The sequence below is a fragment of the Bifidobacterium vansinderenii genome (genome assembly GCF_002234915.1).
GTDB classification, from domain to species: Bacteria; Actinomycetota; Actinomycetes; order Actinomycetales; family Bifidobacteriaceae; genus Galliscardovia; species Galliscardovia vansinderenii.
In genome coordinates, this window is record NZ_NEWD01000014.1 from 1 (window position 1) to 19,708 (window position 19,708).

The 19,708-nt window shown below is 64.5% G+C and carries 16 protein-coding genes; 4 read left to right on the forward strand and 12 right to left on the reverse strand.

What is annotated here, in order from left to right:
- The 5 genes from Tam10B_RS05805 to arc all read right to left on the reverse strand — a co-directional run.
- Nucleotides 1-906, reverse strand: a 906-nt coding sequence (locus Tam10B_RS05805) for a proteasome accessory factor PafA2 family protein (RefSeq protein ID WP_198947540.1), incomplete at its 3' end; no start/stop codon positions are given.
- Nucleotides 907-1,104: a ubiquitin-like protein Pup gene (locus tag Tam10B_RS05810; RefSeq protein ID WP_093960318.1), complete on the reverse strand. Its 198-nt coding sequence runs from the start codon at nt 1,102-1,104 to the stop codon at nt 907-909. It abuts the gene before it with no gap.
- A 74-nt stretch (nt 1,105-1,178) separates the two neighbouring features.
- Entirely contained in the window at nt 1,179-2,021 is an 843-nt protein-coding gene (locus Tam10B_RS05815; protein ID WP_093960319.1) for an inositol monophosphatase family protein, read from the reverse strand.
- 198 nt (nt 2,022-2,219) lie between these two features.
- On the reverse strand, nt 2,220-3,791 hold the full coding sequence (gene dop / locus Tam10B_RS05820; protein WP_093960320.1) for a depupylase/deamidase Dop: 1,572 nt from the start codon (nt 3,789-3,791) through the stop codon (nt 2,220-2,222).
- Nucleotides 3,792-3,873: 82 nt separating this feature from the next.
- On the reverse strand, nt 3,874-5,478 hold the full coding sequence (gene arc, locus Tam10B_RS05825) for a proteasome ATPase (protein WP_093960366.1): 1,605 nt from the start codon (nt 5,476-5,478) through the stop codon (nt 3,874-3,876).
- A 259-nt stretch (nt 5,479-5,737) separates the two neighbouring features.
- Here arc and serB point away from each other — a divergent pair, with 259 nt between their 5' ends.
- The 3 genes from serB (at nt 5,738) to Tam10B_RS05840 (ending at nt 8,604) form a co-directional block, all read left to right on the forward strand.
- Entirely contained in the window at nt 5,738-6,367 is a 630-nt protein-coding gene (serB, locus tag Tam10B_RS05830; RefSeq protein ID WP_233133622.1) for a phosphoserine phosphatase SerB, read from the forward strand.
- A 193-nt stretch (nt 6,368-6,560) separates the two neighbouring features.
- Nucleotides 6,561-7,865 carry a TrkH family potassium uptake protein gene (locus Tam10B_RS05835; RefSeq protein WP_233133617.1) on the forward strand — a complete coding sequence of 435 codons (1,305 nt, stop codon included), beginning with the start codon at nt 6,561-6,563 and terminating at the stop codon, nt 7,863-7,865.
- A gap of 76 nt (nt 7,866-7,941) precedes the next feature.
- Nucleotides 7,942-8,604 (forward strand): potassium channel family protein, encoded by a 663-nt coding sequence (locus Tam10B_RS05840; protein ID WP_093960322.1) that lies wholly within the window; start codon nt 7,942-7,944, stop codon nt 8,602-8,604.
- Between the two features lie 146 nt (nt 8,605-8,750).
- Here the strand turns inward: Tam10B_RS05840 and Tam10B_RS05845 are convergent, their stop codons facing one another.
- The 6 genes from Tam10B_RS05845 to rpoZ all read right to left on the reverse strand — a co-directional run bounded on the left by Tam10B_RS05845 (nt 8,751) and on the right by rpoZ (nt 16,343).
- Nucleotides 8,751-10,262, reverse strand: a complete 1,512-nt coding sequence (locus Tam10B_RS05845; protein ID WP_093960323.1) for an RsmB/NOP family class I SAM-dependent RNA methyltransferase — start codon at nt 10,260-10,262, stop codon at nt 8,751-8,753.
- A complete protein-coding gene (gene fmt / locus Tam10B_RS05850) occupies nt 10,255-11,229 on the reverse strand; it encodes a methionyl-tRNA formyltransferase (RefSeq protein WP_093960368.1) in 975 nt (324 codons plus the stop codon). Before fmt ends, Tam10B_RS05845 begins: the two co-directional genes overlap by 8 nt.
- A 33-nt stretch (nt 11,230-11,262) precedes the next feature.
- The gene (locus Tam10B_RS05855) at nt 11,263-11,967 is read right to left on the reverse strand and encodes an HAD family hydrolase (protein ID WP_093960369.1); all 705 of its coding nucleotides are present in this window, start codon (nt 11,965-11,967) and stop codon (nt 11,263-11,265) included.
- A gap of 139 nt (nt 11,968-12,106) precedes the next feature.
- Complete coding sequence (locus tag Tam10B_RS05860) at nt 12,107-14,359, reverse strand: primosomal protein N' family DNA-binding protein (RefSeq protein WP_093960324.1); 2,253 nt, start codon at nt 14,357-14,359, stop codon at nt 12,107-12,109.
- 137 nt (nt 14,360-14,496) lie between these two features.
- A complete protein-coding gene (gene metK / locus Tam10B_RS05865; protein WP_093960325.1) occupies nt 14,497-15,723 on the reverse strand; it encodes a methionine adenosyltransferase in 1,227 nt (408 codons plus the stop codon).
- Nucleotides 15,724-16,058: 335 nt separating this feature from the next.
- Complete coding sequence (rpoZ, locus tag Tam10B_RS05870) at nt 16,059-16,343, reverse strand: DNA-directed RNA polymerase subunit omega (RefSeq protein ID WP_093960326.1); 285 nt, start codon at nt 16,341-16,343, stop codon at nt 16,059-16,061.
- 154 nt (nt 16,344-16,497) lie between these two features.
- Here rpoZ and ilvD point away from each other — a divergent pair, with 154 nt between their 5' ends.
- Nucleotides 16,498-18,360, forward strand: coding sequence for a dihydroxy-acid dehydratase (gene ilvD, locus Tam10B_RS05875; RefSeq protein ID WP_093960327.1), 1,863 nt, complete (start codon nt 16,498-16,500; stop codon nt 18,358-18,360).
- 472 nt (nt 18,361-18,832) lie between these two features.
- On the opposite strand, the gene gmk is transcribed toward ilvD, so the two are convergent.
- Nucleotides 18,833-19,423: a guanylate kinase gene (gene gmk / locus Tam10B_RS05880; RefSeq protein ID WP_093960328.1), complete on the reverse strand. Its 591-nt coding sequence runs from the start codon at nt 19,421-19,423 to the stop codon at nt 18,833-18,835.
- Nucleotides 19,424-19,708: the final 285 nt, after the last annotated feature.

Here is a 19,708-nt window from a genome sequence, read left to right on the forward strand (position 1 = left end):
CGTCGTTCCATCGGCCAGACGTAGCGGGGCGCGCCCGGTACGGTCACGGCTGACGGAGCGGATGGCCTCGCCGGGGTCGGCCAGCGTGAATCGTTCGAAGCCGGAGGGGCGGTTCTCGCGCCACGCCTGTTCGATCACGCAAAGCACCAGATGAGTGGCCGCCAGTTTCATCCATGTAACGGTCTGCGAACGGTTGGAGTCCCCCACGATCACATGCAGGCGTCGGAACAGATCGGAGTCGGCGTGCGGTTCGTCACGCGTGTTGACCATGGGCCGGGAGCGCGTGGTGGCGCTGGAGACCGCATCGTCGAGAAATTCCGCACGCTGCGAGATCTCGAATCCGTCGGGAATCGTGGGGTCGGCGGTGAACCTGCCAGCGCCGGTGTACAGCTGTCGGGTGACCAGGAACGGAATGAGCTCATGTTCGATGGCGCTGAGCGGCACCTGCCGACGCAGCAGATAGTTCTCATGGCAGCCGAAGGAGTGTCCGGCGGAGTCCACGTTGTTCTTGAACAGATGGATGCGGGCATGCGCGCCATGGGTTTTGCGCAGTTCGTCCTGCGCCTCGACGGCAAGACGGCGCATGACCCGCTCCCCCGCCAGATCCTGAGCCAATGCGGTCAGTGGATCCAACGCCTCGGCGGTGGCATACTCCGGATGGCTGCCAACGTCGAGGTACAGGCGCGAACCGTTCGACAGATACGTGTTGGTGGAACGCGAGCGCGACACCACGGGACGGAACATGGTCATCGCCACCTGGCCGGGGTCGGCCGGCCTGTCCGTTCCGGTCACGGCCACGCCGTATTCGGTCTCGACGCCGAAGATGCGCTCGAATCCCGCTGCATGCTCGGCACCGGCATGGACTCCCGCGGTGCCGCTGTCGCGGCTGTCACGAAGCTGCGGCACTCACTCGCCGCCCTTCTGCACAAAGCTGGAGACGTATTCCTCGGCATTGGTCTCCAGCGTCGATTCGATGTCGTCGAGCAGCGCGTCGAGGCCGGAAGCCTGCTCGGCGAAGTCGGACTCCACGCGGGCGGTCTCCTGGCCTTCGGCCTGCGTCGACTGCTGGGACTGCTGCGAACGACGTTCCTGTTCCTGCGGCATGTGTGCTCCTTTGTTCTCCGGAATTTCCGGGAAGGCGGGAAGCCCCGCCTTCGGTTGTATTCAGTTCTAGTCGTCTAGTTGAGGTAGGGACGCAGTTCGTCCATGATCGGGCCGTTGGAGGCCACGATGTCGTTGTTCGCTCCCCATACCACGTCGGTGCCGTCCCAGCGTTCGATGTGTCCCTGGGCCTCGCGCAGCACCACGGATCCCGCGGACACGCCGGGAACGTCCCAGGAATGCAGGGACGGTTCGAAGTAGGCGTCGTACGTGCCGTCGGCCACCTTGCACAGATCCATCGAGACCGGGCCCACTCGCTTGACGTCGGCGGGCTTGCCGGCGATGGCGGCCACGGTCTTCAGGGCGCGGGCGGATTCATCGGAGAAGTACGACATGCCGAAGCTCACCACCGAGTCCTTGAGCGTGTTGGTGGTGGACGGCATGATCTTCTCGCGCTTGGGCCCCTGCTTGGTCTCGCGCACGCGGATCGCGCCCTTGCCCTGGGCGGCCATGTAGGTCAGGCCGAGCGCCGGCGCGTGCACCACGCCGAGGATCGGGGTGCCGTTGTTGTCGTCGTCCACCTCGAACAGGGAGACGGTGACCGTCCATTCGGGCATGTTGCGCACGTAGTTGATGGATCCGTCTACGTGGCCGATGCACCAGTAGAGGCCGCCCGGCTTGATGTCGGATCCGACCTCCTCCCAGCATTCGTGCGGTTCGATCGCATTGATCCGCTCATGGCAGTATCGCACCAGGCGCTCGTCCACTTCGGAGGAGAACATGCTGCCGTGACGGGTCTTGGTGTGCATGGCCTTGGTGAGATCGTGCGGCTTGATCTGATCCTGCAGGGCCAGTTCGCCGGCGTCCTTGAGTACTTCGGCCACCTTCACGGTGAGTTCTCGCATGTCCCTGTCTGTCATCGTGTCTCCTTCCAGCGGCGTATCGATACGCCTGTCATCCGTCCTTCATCAACCGTTTTGTCGGTGCTGTTTCGTCGGTGCCGTCTCGGTGTCTTCGTCAATGCCATCTCCATCGCCGGTTTCGGCGCCTTGTCGGAGGCCGTCGACCGTGGGCTTCGCACCGTGGGAGCCCTGATTGCCGGCCACTATAGTACCGTCTTATCGATCGGCGGAAAACGCCTGAACGAGATCGTCCACGTTTTCCACGGTTTCCAGCAAGGCGAGGCAGTCGGATTCGGTGTGTTCGCCGGGATCGGCGATGTCGATGTCGTGCAGCTGGCCGTCGCCTCCCCGTACGGTGATCGACCGCCAGGATGCGGCCACCACGTCGTTCGGGAATCGACGGACCACTTCGGCGCGCAGCCACGCACGGGTGTCGGACGGCGCCTGAGAGCAGGCGTCGCCGAGCGCGGTGTTATCGATGAGCGAGATGGCGTGAGCGCGCACGGCCTCGAATACCGAGGCCTTGGGCTCCAACGCGGCCCATGCGATGTCCATGGCGCGGATCTTCGGATCGTCCCAGCCCAGACCGCGCTTGGTGCGCAGCCGCTCCATGAGCTGCCATTTGAGCAGCCATTCGAGCCGTCCGGCGGCGCCGGTCATGCCCATGCGTTCCTCGTCATCGGCATGGGATACGCGCGCCACGTCCTCGAGCGCCGTGCCCCACATGGCCATGATGCGCTTGGTGGGCTCGTCCGGCCAGAGCGGTTCGCCGTCGATGTCGGTGCCGTATACGCCGGCGGCCACCTCGTAGACGGCCGATCGCAGCAGCACCTGCGTCTGCCATGCCGTGATGGTGCCGCCGTCCTCGGTGGCGTACGGCTGCCGCAGCGTCAGATCGTGGGAGACCATGTGGATGGCCTCGACCGGATCGGCCGGCGTGAGTCGGTCTGCGAGTGCCTGCAGATCGTAGCCGGCCTCGTCGGCATGCTCGGCGAGCCATGCGATCATGCTGGTCGTGCCCAGTCGCAGCGCCTCCGGCGTATCCATGCGGTTGGCGTCGCCGACGATCACGTGCAGGCGACGGTATCGGTCGGTGCTGTGCGATTCGTCGCGCGTGTTGATGATCGGACGGTCGAAGGTGGTCTGCAGTCCGACCTTGGCGTGCACGTAGTCGGCGCGCTGGGATAACTGGAATCCCGCGGTCTCGCATCGTTCGCCCAGTCCGACGCGTCCGGTGCCGCAGTAGGTCTGGCGGGTGACGAAGTGCGGCGTCATGATCGCGATGAGCAGGTCGAACGGCACGGATCTGAGGATTTGGTAGCTTTCGTGCGACCCCCAGCTGGCGCCCTTGCCGTCCACGTTGTTGCGGAACAGTTCGATGCGCTTGCCGGTGCGGGCGGATGCCTCGCGCGCGGCGGCGAGCATGAGCCGGTCTCCGGCGCGATCGTAGAGCAGCGCCTGGAATGGGTCGAGGGTCTCGGGCGCCGAATACTCGGGGTGGGCGTGGTCCACGTAGATGCGGCCACCGTTGGGGGCGATGGTGTTGACCACCTGCAGCTGCGGGGAGTCGGTGAGCATGTCGCGCCGGGCGGACGCGCGTTCCAGACGGTAGCCGCGCGCATCGTTGACCGGATCCTCGCCTCGGTAGTCCCAGCGGATGTGGCGGTGTTCGTCGTCGGCGGCGCCGTCCACCACGTCGAACGACAGTTGCACGGGGTTTGCACGGGGATTGGTCCTGTCGGTCACGGCGTATTCGGTTTCCGTGCCCATCACGCGCAGTACGGTCATGGTCTGTTCTGCTCCCATCTGGTCGCTGTTGTTGTCGCTGTCGTCGTTATTGCCGTCGCCGAGATCGGCTCGGTATGGTCGTTTATCGGCGTACGGGGATCATGGCGGTCACGCGTCCCGATTCGATGCCGTTGAGCCGCGCCCACTGTTCGGGGTTGGCTCCGGTGATCGAATCCACGGATTCGCCGTATTCCTCCTCGATGCCGCGGCCGAGCATCGCGGCGTCCAGTCTGGCCGGGCGGCCGCCGGCGATCGACGCCTTGACCGCCGCCGTCTTGGCACGGTCCACGATGTTCTTGAGCATGGCTCCGGAGATCAGGTCGCCGAAGTATATGCTCGTCCACTTGCCCTGCTCGTCGGCGATGTCGCATACGTGGCGGCTTTCGTCCCTGCGGAAGATGTCTCCCACCATCACGGCGATCAGAGCGTCGGCGGTCATGCCGTCGGCCAGCGGCAGGTCGTCGGTCAGATAATGCCGCAGAATGGATGCGGCCTGCGGACCCTTGGGCCTGTCGATGCGGATCTTCACGTCGAGGCGCCCCGGACGCAGCACCGCGGGGTCGATCATGTCCACGCGGTTCGACGCGCCGATCACCATCACGTTGTTGAGCTCCTCGATGCCGTCGAGTTCGGCGAGGAACTGCGGCACGATCGTCGTCTCCACGTCGGAGGAGACGCCCGAGCCGCGGGTACGCAGCAGCGAATCCATTTCGTCGATGAACACGATGACCGGGGATCCGCCCGCCGCACGGCGACGCGCCCGTTCGAAGATCGAACGGATGATGCGTTCGGATTCACCCACGAACTTGCTCAGGATCTCCGGCCCCTTGACCGACAGGAACACGCCGGTTCCGCCGCCGGATCCCTGTGCCAGCGAATGGGCCACGGCCTTGGCGATCAACGTTTTGCCGTTGCCCGGAGGACCGTACAGCAGCACGCCGCGCGGAGGATTGAGATCGTAGCGTTCGAACAGGTCCCGGTGCAGGAACGGCAGCTCCACGGCGTCGCGGATCTGCCCGATCTGCGCGTCCAGGCCACCGATGTCGTCGAACGAGACGTCGGGAGTCTCCTCCAATACCAGATCGTCCTCGTCCGGACGGGCCAGTTTTTCGATCGCGATCGAACAGGACTGGTCCACCACCACACGGTCGCCGCGCGTCAGCTCCGCGTTGGCGAGCGCGCCTGCCCGCCCCGCCACGGACAGCTGCCCCGACTGGTCGGCGAGCAGCAGCCGGCCCGATGCCAGCGTCTCCTCGACCGTGCGCACCTGACCGGTGATCGGCAGATCGCGTGTGGCCACGATCACCATGTTCTCGTTGAGCAGTACGGTCTGTCCGCAGGAGAGCCGGTCGACGTTCACCAGCGACGAGATGGGCACCACCATGCGGCGTGATCCCATCACCACTTCGGCCGCCGCATGACGCACGCCGTCCTCGTCGATATGGCTGGAATCCACGCGGACGAACAGTGCGAAGTTCTCCGGAGGCTGTGCCAGGGAGTTGAGCTGGGACTTGGCCTGCCTCAGTTCCTTGCCCGCGCGGTTGAGCGCCTGGGCGAGCGCGTGGTTCTTCGCCTGCAGCACGTCGGCGTGCTCGGCCATGCGCGTGTAGCGTTCCTGCAGATCGTTCATGTCGTCGTTCCCGGTGGCCGGCTCGCCCGTCCCGCCCGACTTGTCCTTCCCTCGCATCGTCTCGGTCTTATCCATCGTCCGCACGATTCCTTCCCGGGGCATGCCCCGTCCGTCATATCCACTCCTAGCCTACGCGACACCGGCCGCACGCCGTACCGTGTTCGCGACGATTCACGGCGATTCGCGATGATTGTCCCCGCGCATGGAAACAATGGGTGGAATGCGTACACGTTCCTTCACCATCAGCCGTCCGACCATGTTCTCCTCCCCCGCCATCACCGGCGCCGATGAATCCACCGGCGGCGCCCACGACGGAATGCGATTGATTGTCATGGACATCGACTCCACGCTGATCAACGAGGAGGTCATCGACATGCTGGGCGCCGAGGCCGGCATCGGCAACAAGGTGGCGGCCATCACCGAACGCGCCATGCGCGGCGAACTTGACTTCCGTCAGGCGCTCACCGAACGCGTGGGGCTTCTGGCCGGCATGGATGTGTCGGTGTTCGACCGTGTGTACCGGCGCACCAGTTTCACGCCGGGTGCGCTTGATCTGGTTCGTACCGCGCATGCGCGCGGCTGGAAGGTAGGCGTGGTCTCCGGAGGATTCCATGAGGTGGCCGATCGTCTGGTCGCCGACGCCGGCATCGACTATTGTCTGGCGAACACGCTGGAAGTGACGGACGGCAGGATCACCGGCCGTCTGATCGGCGATATTGTGACCAAGGAGACGAAGCTCGCCGCCCTGCGACGCTGGGCCGGCGAATGCGGCATCGACATGGCGCACACCGTGGCGATCGGCGACGGCGCCAACGACATTCCCATGATTCAGGCGGCGGGCGTGGGCATCGCGTTCTGCGCCAAGCCCAAGACGCGTGCCGCGGCACCGCATGCGATCGACGAACGCGATCTCATGCGCGCGTTTGCAATCATCGATCAGGCCTGACCGGCTCTCGGCCGCACGATCGTCCACACGATCAATGTGATCAACTTGTGATCGACTTGTCTGCCTACGGAGTTAGCGTGCTGAGGTGGACAACGACAGACGATCCGTGTGGCGTGGGTTCTCATCCTCGCAAACCAAGACTCCGTCCGTGCGCAGAGCGTTTACCGAACGCATGCTCTCGCACCCTGGACGCTTGTCTCTCGCATACTTTCTGGTGCTGATCGTGATGGGCACGGTACTGCTCATCCTTCCGGCGACGTCGAGGGACGGGCAGCCCACCGACTTCAACACCGCGTTCTTCACCACCGTATCGGCGCTGTCCACGTGCGGCATCGTCATCGTGGACACCGCGGAATACTGGAACCTGTTCGGCCAGGCGGTGATTCTGCTGTGCATTCAGTTCGGCGGTCTCGGCGTCATGACGTTCGCGTCGCTGATCACCATGACGATCAGCCGTCGTATCCGCGTCACCCAGCAACTGCTCGCCGCCGACGAGCTCGGCGCCTCGAAGCTCAGCGAGGTGCGATCGGTGATCAACGTGGTGTTGATCTGCACGTTCAGTGTGGAGATCATCGCGTTCAGCATGCTGTTCCCGGCCCTGCTGCGCCTTAACGAGGGGCAGATGTCGCAGTCCCTGTGGGAGGCTATCTTCTTCGCCGTCGCCTCGTACAACAACGCCGGCTTCACGCCGGACACGGCCGGCCTGTACATCAACAGCTGGTCGGTCGGCCTGCCGATCCTGCTCAGCGCGTTCGTCGGCACGCTCGGCTTCCCTGTGATCCTCAACGTGTTCCAGTGCGCGCACCGCCGGCAGGGCCCCAAGCGCTGGAATCTGCATACCAAGCTCACCGTGGTGACCACGATGTCGATCGTCACCACGTCGCTGCTGTGGTTCCTGTCCGTGGAGTGGAACAACACCACGCTGTTCCATAACGCCGACCTGTCGTCGAAGCTCTGGCACGCCCTAGTGGCGGCGGTCATGCCACGTTCGGCCGGATTCGACATCTCGTGGATGCCGCACGTGAGCGAGCAGACGAAACTGTTCATGTCGTGGATCATGTTCATCGGCGGCGGTTCGGCATCTACGGCCGGAGGCATTCGCGTTACCACGTTCGCCGTGCTGATTCTGGTGTGTCGGGCCGCGTTCCTGCGCCGCAAGGACGATTCCGTGTTCGGCAAGCGTCTGCACACGCAGACCGTGATCATGTCGGTCGCCATCACGGCCACCTGCAGCATCCTGATCTACGTCGCGTCGCTGATCCTGCTGACCATCACGAACCGTTCGCTCACCGACATCGTGTTCGAATGCTGCTCCGCGTTCGGTCTGGGCGGATACACGCTGGGCGTGGCCGATCCAAGCAATCCCGGCACGCTGTATGTGCTGGCGGCGCTGATGGTCATCGGCCGACTTGGCCCCATGACGGTGGCGTACGCCATCTCCAAGCCTCAGCCTCCGCAGGCGGTACGGTACCCGGCTGAAAGTATCATTGTCGGTTAGTTTTCGATAGGTGGTGACGATGATTCCCGCATTGCAGCAACTGTTCACGCATGGCACTACGAGAGGGAAGGAACAGATGGGCGCCATACACAGCGAAAGCCGTTCGATCCTTGTGGTTGGTTTGGGACGATTCGGCACCGCGGCGGCTCGCACGTTGGGCGAACTCGGCGAGGACGTGCTCGCCGTGGACAAGGATCCGATGATCGTGGCCCGATGGGCCGGCAACGTGCCGGTGATGGAGGCCGATCTGACCGATCCGCTCGCCGTGGAGCAGATCAACGCCTCGAACTTCGACGCGGCGCTCGTGGCGATCGGAGACAGTGTTGAGGCATCGATCCTCGCCACCGGCAACCTGCTCGACGCCGGCATTCCCGATGTGTGGGCCAAATCGGTGTCGCACCAGCATACGCGTATTCTGCAGCGCATCGGCGCCAGCCACGTGTTCCGCCCGGAAACCGACGGCGGCAAGCGCGTGGGGCATCTGCTGGCCAGCCGCTTCCTTGACTACATCGAGATCGAAGGCCCGTATTCGGTGGTGAAGGTGCTCACGCCCTCCTCCGTCTGCGGGCAGAGCATCGCCGATTCGCTGATCCGCGAACGGTTCGGCGTGAGCGTGATCGGCGTGAAGAACCCCGGCGAGGAGTTCCAGTACGGTTCCACCGACATCGTGATCCGTCACAACGCCGAGCTGATCATCCTCGGTGCCCAGAAGCAGATCGACCGCTTCATCGAAAGCTGATTCTAGGGCTCCGGCCTGCAACGTGGCGGGTGCGGCCATAGCCCTGAACATCACGCATGTTGGTGTTGGGGCCGTACTCCCCTCAGTCGGCGTTGCCGACAGCTCCCCTCACAGAGGGGAGCCAGAGGCCGGGACCGTGCCAAGGTTCAGTGCTTGCGGATGAGGCTGATGAACATCTGATCGGTGCCGTGCAGGTGTTCGAAAAGCTGCACATCGCCGGGATTCTCCGGCAGCGGGATCGCGGGATTCACCGCTCGCAGCGCCGCGACCGCGTCAAGCCGTTCGGCGTCCTTCCGGGATTCCAGCACCGCGTCCACGATCTCGCGCGTCTCGGCGAGCGCGGGAGAACAGGTCACATAGGCGACCGTGCCGCCGGAGCGGGTGGCGTCGAGTGCGGAGTTCAGCAGTGCACGCTGGATCTCCGCCAGCTCGGTGATGTCTTCCGGCTTCTTGCGCCAGCGGGCCTCGGGGCGGCGGCGCAGCGATCCCAGTCCCGAACAGGGGGCGTCCACAAGTACGCGATCGAACTCCCCGGCATGCGCGGCACCCAGTTCACGGCCGTCGCGCTCCCAGATCTCACCGATCGTGCCGTCCGGCAGGGCACGCACATTGTCGCGCACCAGCTTGGCGCGATGGGCGCTGGGTTCGTTGGCGTTGAGCACGGCGTGCCGCTGTGCGGCCAGGGATCCCAGCAGTGCGGTCTTGCCGCCGGGGCCAGCGCACATGTCGAGCCATGCGGAGTCCTTGTCTCCCTCGATCGGCGCATAGGCCAAGGCCAGTGCGGCGAGCTGGCTGCCCTCGTCCTCCACGCCGGCCAGTCCGGCACGCACGTAGGCCAGACGTTCCGGGTTCACGCCGTGCACGCGCACGGCATAGGGACTCCAGCGTCCGGGCTCATGCTCGGCACGTTCGGGCAGCTGGGCGATGAGCTCGTCACGGGTCACCAGACCCGGGCGTGCCACCAGTGTGACGTCGGGGGCTTCGTTGTCGGCGGTCAGCATGGCGCTGATCGGATCATCGGCGGCGTTCTGCGCACCGGCGTCCGCCACATAGCCGGCGGCGTTCCACGCTTTCTCCAGTTCCTCCACGATCCATGCGGGATGCGAGTATCGAACACCCAGTCGCTCGGCGGGCTTGTCCTTGCCGATGCGAGAGACGACGATGGATTCCCACTCCTGACGGCTGCGGGCGACGATCCGATGCATCACGGCGTTGACGAATCCCGCGCTGCGGGCGCCGGCCTTGGCGCGAGCCAGATCCACGCTCTTGGAGACGACGGCATGGTCGGGCACGTTCATGAACAGTGCCTGGAACGCGCCGATGCGCAGTACGTCGAGGATGGTGCCGTCGATGTCGGATGCCGGACGTTTGGCAGCCAAGACGATCACCGCATCGAGCAGCCCGAGCCAGCGTTGCGTGCCGTAGACCAGTTCGGTGGCGAAAGCGTTGCCGCGTGCGTCCATGCCCGCCGCGGCCAGCGCTCTCGGCAGCAGCAGGTTCGCAAAGCTATCGGAGGTGCTGACGCGCGAAGTGACGTCGTAGGCGATGGCGCGAGGATCCGCCGCCGGCTTGTTCGCCGGGCGCCGCCCCCGCGCGTTCTTCGCACGACCGGGCCTACGGGAGTCGCGCCTGCCGGAACGGGAATCGAACTCAGGCACAGCGGGCCTCCGAACCGAGTCGTGCGCCACGGGCCCAGTCGGCCGCGCGCATGGCCTTCTTGCCCTGGGCCTTGACCTCGAGCAGTTCCAACGGCGTGGTGGCGGTGCCCACCCATACGTTGCGCTTGCCAGCACGCAGCTCGCCGGGGGCAAGGTCAGCGGGCACGTTGGGAGCGTCCGAGGCCGGAGCCGCGGCGAGGATGTGCAGGGTCAACGGCTGCGCATCGACGGCGTCGGCGTCCGCCGTGAACGCGCACCAGGCACCCGGTTCGGGCGTGCATGCGCGAATCTGACGATCGACGTTCTCCACCGGGGCATCGAAGATCACGTGGGCGTCATCGGTGCGGATCTTGTCGGCGATGGTCACGCCTTCCTCCGGCTGATCGACCGGCTGTGCGGTGCCGTCGGCCACGGATCGCATGGCGTCCACCAGCAGCGGGGCTCCGCTGATCGCCATACGGTCCAGCAGTTCTCCGGATGTTTCACGATCACTGATGTCAGTGTGGTTCTGCAATAGGATCGGCCCCTCATCCATGCCCAGCGTGATGCGGAACACCGTGGCGCCGGTGCTTGGCTGGCCGGACCAGACGGCACGCTGTGCCGGCGCGGCGCCACGCCACTGCGGCAGCAGCGAAAAGTGCAGGTTGTACCAGCCCTTGGGCAATGCGTCGAGCACGTTCTGCGGCAGGATGCGGCCATAAGCCACCACGGCGGCAGCCTCGACGTTCAGCGAAGTGAGTTCGTCGACGAATCCCTCGTCGCGCGGATTGCCGTCGATCACCGGAATGCCAAGCTCCTGCGCCGCCATCTTGACGGAACTGGGCGTCAGGCGGCGTCCACGGCCTCGCGGGGCGTCGGGACGGGTGAGCACGCAGGCCACCTCAATGCCATCGGCCTCGGCCAGCGCCTTCAGCGACGGCACGGCAACATCGGGAGTGCCACAGAACAGAATCCTCAATACACTAATCCTTTCGTAATCATCAAACAATCAGTATCGCGGTCACTGCACGGCGGGAATGTTCACGCCATGCTCGATGAGCAGCGCACGCAGCTTGCACGGGTCGGAGAATCGCACACCGCGAATGCCGGCCTCGTTGGCGCCCACGATGTTCATGGCCTTGTCGTCAATGAACACGCTGCTCTCGGCGCTGATGCCGAACTCCTCAAGAGCCTTCTCGTAGATGTCACGATGCGGTTTGCGCATCTTCACGAATCCGGAGACGAGCTTGCCGCCGAGCTCTCGAATGATGTCGCACTGCTCCTCGGCCACGTGGAACAGACCGGCCTCCCAGTTGGACAGTCCCCATACGCCCAGTCCAGCGGCCTTAAGATCGTTGACCAGCACGCGTGCGCCCGGCACGATGCCGGTGAGCGAATCACGGAAGTTGTCGATGTAGTAGCGCAGGATGTCAGCCCACTTGTCACCATGCGTGGCGCGCATCCATGCGATCGCCTCATCCGGGTCGGCGCCGCCGTCCATCATGTCGTTGGCGTCGTAGAAGCCGGACACGTCGTTGTCGAGGAACGCGTCGATGGTCTGCTGGCTGTAGCGCGGCAGCAGCACCGCTTCGGGATGCCAGTAGATCAGCACGTTGCCGAAGTCGAAGATCACGTTCTCGATCGGCTTGCCCATCGCGCCGGCGGCATTGCCCTCCCCCACCAGCACGTCGTATTCCATCTGCGGTTCTCCAGGCCAACCCTTCATGACGGCTCCTTGTCCCATGTCGTAGTTCACGTAGTTCATGCCGGATGTCATTGCCTCATCCATCGAAACACGCCGCACGGACGACGACACGGCCCGTGCCGCATGCTCCTCGAGCATGGCCGGCGGCGGCGAACAGGCCTCAGAGTACGTCCTTGGGATTGATCTTGAAACGGAGCTCGCCGGCCGTGCGCGAGGCCACATGCTTGGCGACGGCGACGCGCAGCCGTTCCGCGAGCTCGCCGCACCGCCCTCGTGGAACGCGGACCAACGCGCGCACGCGATCGGTCACGCCGTCGAGCTGACGGTTCAGCCCCGGCTCCGCGGGAATCTCCACCGGACCGAGCACGCCCGGCCACTCCTCCATCGCGCCATCCTCGCCTCCCGCTCCCCCATCGGCAGTGGGCATGCTGATCACCGAAAAGTCGCCGGACAGTGCACCGATGCGGTCCAGCAGCGTCATCACGGCGGCTCGGTCACCCCATACCACGGCCGCGGCCACGCTGGGGGGCAGCACCGTTTCGGCGCGTTCGGCGACCTCCCTGGTGGCGAGGATCCGTGAATCCCAGACCACCAGGGACTGGGCGAGCGCCGGATCGGACTCGCCGATCAGCATCACCTGACCGCCGAGCGTTCGCGGCACGCACAACGCGGCGGCGCGCATCCATGCCGTCAGAGCGTCCACGCGCGCGTCGATGCCCGGTGCATACAGGCTGGTCCACGCGTCCAGAATCGCCACGGCCTGATAGCCGTTGGTCTCCGACGCCATGCCGCGGATGGGCACCACGCGCGGTTCGGCACCGGGCGTGGCGATGACGATCTGCGGCTTGTAGGCCACGTCCTCGATGATGCCACGCGGCTGGTTCGGCGTGGAGATCATGACCGGCACACCGCGGAACAGGCCCTGCAGCTCCTGCATGGTACCTTCCGCGTCCACGCGCACGCCGTACAGGCGTTCATCGCCGCATTCCCGGCATTTCCAGTCCACGGCCGCGGCTCCGCACCACAGGCATTGCGGGGCCGCGCCGGGCATGCCACGCAAAGGCCCGGAGCATCTGCGGCAGCGGGCCTGACGACGGCATCGGGAACAGGCAAGCACGGTGCCCGCGCCCCGATGCGGCACGGACAGCAGCACCGGGCCGCCCTGCTTCAACGCACGGTTGATGACGCCGACGGCCACGTGGGGAACACGAGCCCCGAGGGCCGGCTCGGCGAGCCTCATCAGCTCCTCGCGGTTGAGCCATCGGGTCCATGGCGTGAGGTCCTTGGCCGCGGCACGATTGGCCGTCACCTCGACCACCCGGGAGTCGTGATCGACGTCCCACTGGCTTTGCGGGCTTCGGGCGTGGCCGGCCACCAGGAACGTGCCGCCATGCGCCTGGGCGCGCAGACGCAGCACGTCACGGGCGTTGGCATACGGCATGAGACCGTCGGCATTCTGATAGGCGGCGTCGTCGACGATGGCGAACAGCGCATTGCCCTCCACCGGCGCGTACATGGCCGCGCGCACGCCGATCACGCACCGCACCGCTCCCGTGGCCACGGCCATGTAGGACCGGTAGCGCAGCTCGGGCGCCATGGATGCGCCGAGTGTGGCCACGTCGCCCGACCAGATGCCGTTGCCGCTCGACGACGGCGCATAGGGTCGCAATCCATAGGAGGCGAGGCATCGTGCCAGATCGACCACGTGCCGCATATCGGGCAGTACCACGACCGCGGAACGGCCATGCATCAACGTGTGAGCGACAGTCCAAGCCAGGTCCCTGGCCCATAGCCTCGGGCCGGGCAGATTATCCCAGACCACCTGGGCGTATGAGTGGGAGTCCAGCGCCTGCGTGAGTGCGCGGACGGACGAGTACGTGGATTCTATGCGGGAGAGTCCCTTAAATACCGGTTCGGCGAGCAGGGTCTCCAGTTCGATGGCTCGGGATGCGACGGCCTTGTCTCCCGGCGACCATTCACGATCGACCTTGGCGCTGCGGGGAGGCACCGCCACACGGATGATGTTGGCGCGGGTACCGCCGAAGGCGTCGGCCACGCGGGCGATGTCCTGTCGCATCTGTTGCGACAGCACCACACGCGGGGACACCACGCGTTCCAGAAATCGCAATGAGGAGGTGGGAGTGTCGCTGTCGGACGCCCGCTGCCAGATGAAGCCGTCGAGCAACTTGTGGCCGAACCGAACGCGAACGCGAACGCCGGGCATGGCATCCTTGTCCTGCCTGTCATCGACCAGATAGTCGAAGGTGCGTCCAAGATGCGTGGCCTGCACATCGATGACCACACGGGCTATGGGATCGTGGTCGGCCGGGGTCTTCTCCGCCGGGGCACGCTTGCGCCTGCGCCGCGGTGCCAGACCGTCGAGCGCCGGCTGTTCGGCATGCGTCCCCGTCATTCCTCCAACGTATCACGCGGGACTGTGCGAACGCGGAAGGCGACAAACGAAAAATCGGCACGCACCCGGAACGGATGCGTGCCGATGATCGTTTGCCTCACTTATGCCTTCGTATTGTCCGGCATGTCATTCGGCGATCAGATGGCGGCGATGGCGGACTTGAGCTCCTCGACGCGGTTGGTCTCCTCCCACGGGAACTGCACGTCCTTGCGGCCGAAGTGGCCGTAGGCCGCGGTCTTCGCGTAGATCGGACGCTTGAGATCGAGCTCGTCGATGATGGCGGCGGGGCGCAGGTCGAACACCTTGCGCACGGCCTGCTGGATCTGCTCGCGGGTCACGCCGCCGATCTCGGTGCCGAAGGTCTCCACGTTGATCGAGACGGGGTCGGCCACGCCGATCGCGTACGCCACCTGTACCTCGACGCGGTGGGCGAGGCCGGCGGCCACGATGTTCTTGGCGACCCAACGGGTGGCGTACGCGGCGGAACGGTCCACCTTGGACGGGTCCTTGCCGCTGAACGCGCCGCCGCCGTGATGAGCGGCGCCACCGTAGGTGTCGACGATGATCTTACGACCGGTCAGGCCTGCGTCGGCGGCCGGACCGCCGAGCACGAACGAGCCGGTGGGGTTGACGAGCTGACGGTAGTCGTTGTGCTTCACGGTGTCGTCGAGCACATCGGCCAGCACGGGGTCGATCACATGCTCCTTGAGCTGGCCGCGAAGCCAGTCCTGCGTGACCTCGGGATCATGCTGGGTGGAGATGAGCACGGTGTCCACGCGCAGCGGATGGTCGTTCTCGTCGTATTCGATGGTCACCTGGGTCTTGCCGTCCGGGCGCAGGTGCGGCACTTCGCCGGACTTGCGCACCTCGGCCAAGCGGAAGGCGAGTCGATGGGCCAGGTACACGGGCAGCGGCATGAGCACGTCGGTCTCGTCGGTGGCGTATCCGAACATCACGCCCTGATCGCCGGCGCCCTGGGCCTCGTATCGTTCCTCGCGGCTGGCGGCGGATTCCTGTTCGGTGTTGAGACGGGCGACGCCCTGGTTGATTTCGGCGCTCTGGCCGGTGATGGCGACGATCACGCCACACGAGTCGGCGTCAAGGCCGACCTCGGAGGAGGTGTAGCCAATGCGGCGCAGCGTCTCGCGCACCTTGGCCTGCACGTCTACGTAGCCTTCGGAAGTCACCTCGCCGAATACAAGGAACACGCCCGTGGCGGCCGAGGTCTCTACGGCGACGTGGGACTGGGGGTCCTGACGAAGCAGATCGTCGAGGATCTCGTCGGAGATCTGATCGCAGACCTTGTCGGGGTGGCCTTCGGTTACGGATTCGGCGGAGATGAGCTTGCGCTCCTGATTGGACATATCATTCCTTTCCGGACTTATCGCCCCGCTCTATGGCGAAGCACAATGATACGGTTTGATTTTCTGTTGTGTGGAGGGAAGGCTGTAAAAAAGGGCCCGTGCCTGCCCGATCATGATCGATCGGACGGCGCGAGCCCTCAGTTCGTTCGCTCCTGTCGTTTAGTTCTACACGTCGGCAAGGTCATCGGCAAGTATGTCGGCGATATTCAGCTCGCCGCATCATTCGGCCATGACGTCGTCAACGCATACGCAACGATGGGATCGCCACGAAACAATGGTGTCGGACATCGTCCGAGAACCGGGATGCCCGATACAAGACGGCGAAATCGGAGGGATCAGTTGCCCTCGTTCAGATCGTCCTCGCCGAGCGTTTCCTCGAGAAGACCGTTGTTGATCTCGCGGAAGGCGATGGACAGCGGCTTCTCCTGGTTCTGGTATTCCACCAGCGGGCCGACGTTCTGCAGCAGGCCTTCATTGAGCTGGGTGAAATAGGAGTTGATCTGACGTGCGCGCTTCGCTGCGAAGATGGCGAGCGCGTACTTGGAGTCGGCGTGCTGCATCAGATCGTCGATGGGCGGGTCTGCAAGTCCCTGAGGTTCCGGGCTGGTACCAAGTGCCATTGGTTCTCCAAACTTGAATATATGTGAAAGTACTTTCCTAGGCGAGTGGATTTTACCCCAAACAGGCCGTTTTGTGAAGACCTATTGTGAAAATCCTTCCATATATCGACATTAGCATGCTCATAGGTTCGGCCCGAATGGTTGAATGGGAGCCATGACAGAAATGCGATCCGCAAAACTCATGAATGGGCGCGTATTCGCTGGCGCCCGTGCCCTCTACCGTGCCGCCGGTGTCGACGGCAAGGACTTTGGCAAGCCGATCGTGGCTATCGCAAACTCCTTCGATGAGTTCCTGCCCGGCCATGTCCACCTGAACAAGGTGGGTCGTCTGGTTTCCGAGGCCATCAAGCAGGCGGGCGGTATCCCCCGCGAATTCAACACCATGGCCGTCGACGACGGCATCGCCATGGGCCACACCGGCATGCTGTACTCGCTGCCGAGCCGTGACATCATCGCCGATACTGTCGAATACCAGGTGAACGCGCACTGCGCCGATGCCCTGATCTGCATCCCGAACTGCGACAAGGTGGTCCCGGGTATGCTCATGGCCGCCCTGCGTCTGAACATCCCGACCATCTTCGTTTCCGGAGGTCCGATGGAGGCCGGCACCACGGTGCTCGCCGACGGCACCGTGAAGAAGAACACCGATCTGATCTCCGTGATGTACGCGTCCGCCGACGACAACGTCACCGAGGAGGATCTGCTCAACTACGAGAAGACCGTGTGCCCCACCTGTGGTTCCTGCGCCGGCATGTTCACCGCCAATTCGATGAACTGCCTGACGGAGGCCATCGGCCTGGCTCTGCCGGGCAACGGCACCGTGCTCGCCTCGCACAAGTACCGCAAGGAGCTGTTCGAGAAGGCCGGCCGTGAGATCGTGCATATCGCGAACCGCTACTACCACGAGGACGATGACTCGGTGCTTCCGCGTTCCATCGCCACCAAGCACGCGTTTGAGAACGCCATGACCATGGACGTGGCCATGGGCGGTTCCACCAACACCGTGCTGCACATCCTCGCCATGGCGCAGTCGGCCGACGTGGACTTCACACTTGACGACATCGAACGCATCAGCCACACCGTGCCGTGCATCTGCAAGGCCAGCCCGTCCGGCAAGTGGGAGATCTCCGACGTGCATCGCGCCGGCGGCATCACCGGCATTCTCGGCGAGCTCGATCGCGCCGGCAAGCTGCACCGTGACACGCATTCGGTGGATTACCCGTCGCTTGAGGCCAAGCTTGACGCGTGGGACATCATGCGCCCCACCTGCATCGACGAAGCCAAGCGTCTGTTCCACGCCGCTCCGGGTCATATCATCTCCCCGGATCCGTGGACGCACGAGACGACGTTCGACACGCTCGACACCGATCGTGAGAACGGTGCCATTCACGATATTGATCATCCGGAGATTCACGAGGGCGGTCTGGCCGTGCTGCGTGGCAACCTTGCTCCCGACGGCTGCGTGGTGAAGACCGCCGGCGTGCCGGAGGAGATCTGGAAGTTCCGCGGACCGGCTCTGGTGGTCGAGTCCCAGGAGCAGGCCATCGAGGTGATTCTGAACGATACGCTGAAGCCGGGCATGGCTCTGGTGATTCGCTACGAGGGTCCGAAGGGCGGCCCGGGCATGCAGGAGATGCTGTACCCGACGTCGTTCGTGAAGGGCAAGGGCATCGGCAAGCAGGTGGCCATGCTGACCGATGGTCGTTACTCCGGTGGTTCCTCGGGTCTGGCGATCGGTCATATCGCCCCGGAGGCCGCGAACAAGGGTCCGATCGCGCTGATCAAGAACGGCGATATCATCAACATCGATATCGAGAATCGTCAGGTGAATGTGGAGCTGTCCGATGAGGAGCTGGCTCAGCGTCGCGCCGAGCTGGAGGCCGGTGACGGTTATGTGGCTCACCGCGATCGTAAGGTGTCGCAGGCGCTGAAGGTCTACGCCGCGTTCGCTCGTTCCGCCGACAAGGGCGCAACCCGCGACCCGGAGCTCATCAACAAGCTCTCCGGTCTGGCGTGATCCGGTTGATTGCGGCCCGCTGATTTCGTAAGGTCGCGCAACGCATAAAACGGCGGGGCCGGGATACCACCTTTTTGGTGGATGTCCCGGCCCCGCCGTTTATGTTTTCGTACTGTTGTGGAGTATGAATCTTTTACTGTTTGTGCCGTTTGAGGCATGAAGGCATGGAGTTCGTACGTCTCGGTTGAAGCCCTCCCTCAGTCCGGCTATGCCGGCCAGCTCCCTCCCCCGGAGGGAGCACGATCTCTGCAAGTCCCAACCCCAGTGTTCTCCCTCCCCGGGAGGGAGATGTCACGACAACGTCGTGACAGAGGGAGGGGCCCCAATCAAATCCCCGACCGAAGGACCTCACAATTTCACAGTCCATACCCATCCACCCCAAATCAACGCATGATGCGTGCGGCATCGGCCGGACAGAAGGCGCAGGCGTATATCAATACGTCAAGTCTTCTGCCCGGCCGATGACGCTCCATCATGCGTTGATTTGGTATTCGCGGGCGATGAGGGTCCACAGCTCCTGCGCCGCCTGGTCGACGGTGGTGTTGGTGATGGTGACGTCGAATTCGGATTCGGCGGCGAGTTCGATTTTGGCGGTTTCAAGGCGGCGGGCTTGCTGTTCGGGGGTTTCGGTGCCGCGGCCGATGAGGCGGCGCTTGAGTTCTTCGAAGCTGGGGGGTGCGAGGAAGACGTAGAGGACGTCGAGGCCGAGTTCGGAGGCGCGCTGCTTGACGCGGCGGGCGCCTTGGAGGTCGATTTCGAGGATGGTGGGGGTGTTGGAGGCGAGGTGGTCGAGGACGGGCTGGAGGAGGGTGCCGTAGTGGGCCATGCCGTGGACGACGGCGGTTTCGAGGAATTCGCCGGAGGCTTCTTTGGCTTGGAATTCCTGTTCGGTGAGGAACCAGTAGTTGACGCCGTTGATTTCGCCGGGGCGGGGGGCGCGGGTAGTGGCGGAGACGGAGACCCAGATTTCGGGGTGGTTTTCGCGGAGTTTGGCTTCGACGGTGCCTTTGCCGACGGCGGTGGGACCGGTGAGGACGATGAGGCGGCGGGGACTGGTGGTCATGGTCTTCTCTTTTCTGGTTGGTGGGAACAAATGCACCCGGCGTCCCGCAGGGTGGGCGGGGTGCCGGGTGCGTTTTCGAGTTGGGTCAGAGCTTGGCGGAGCGGCCGTTGATCTTGAAGCGGTCGTTGTTGTTGCCGAGGGTGTCGTTGGCGCGCGGCGTGGTGGCGACGCGTGCCGTGGAGGGCACGTATCGGGTGGACTTCACCGTGGTGGCGGATGACTGGCGACTCTGACTTTGCTGCTGGGTGGCCTGCTGGGAGTAGGAGGCCTGCGGGTTCTGCGGCA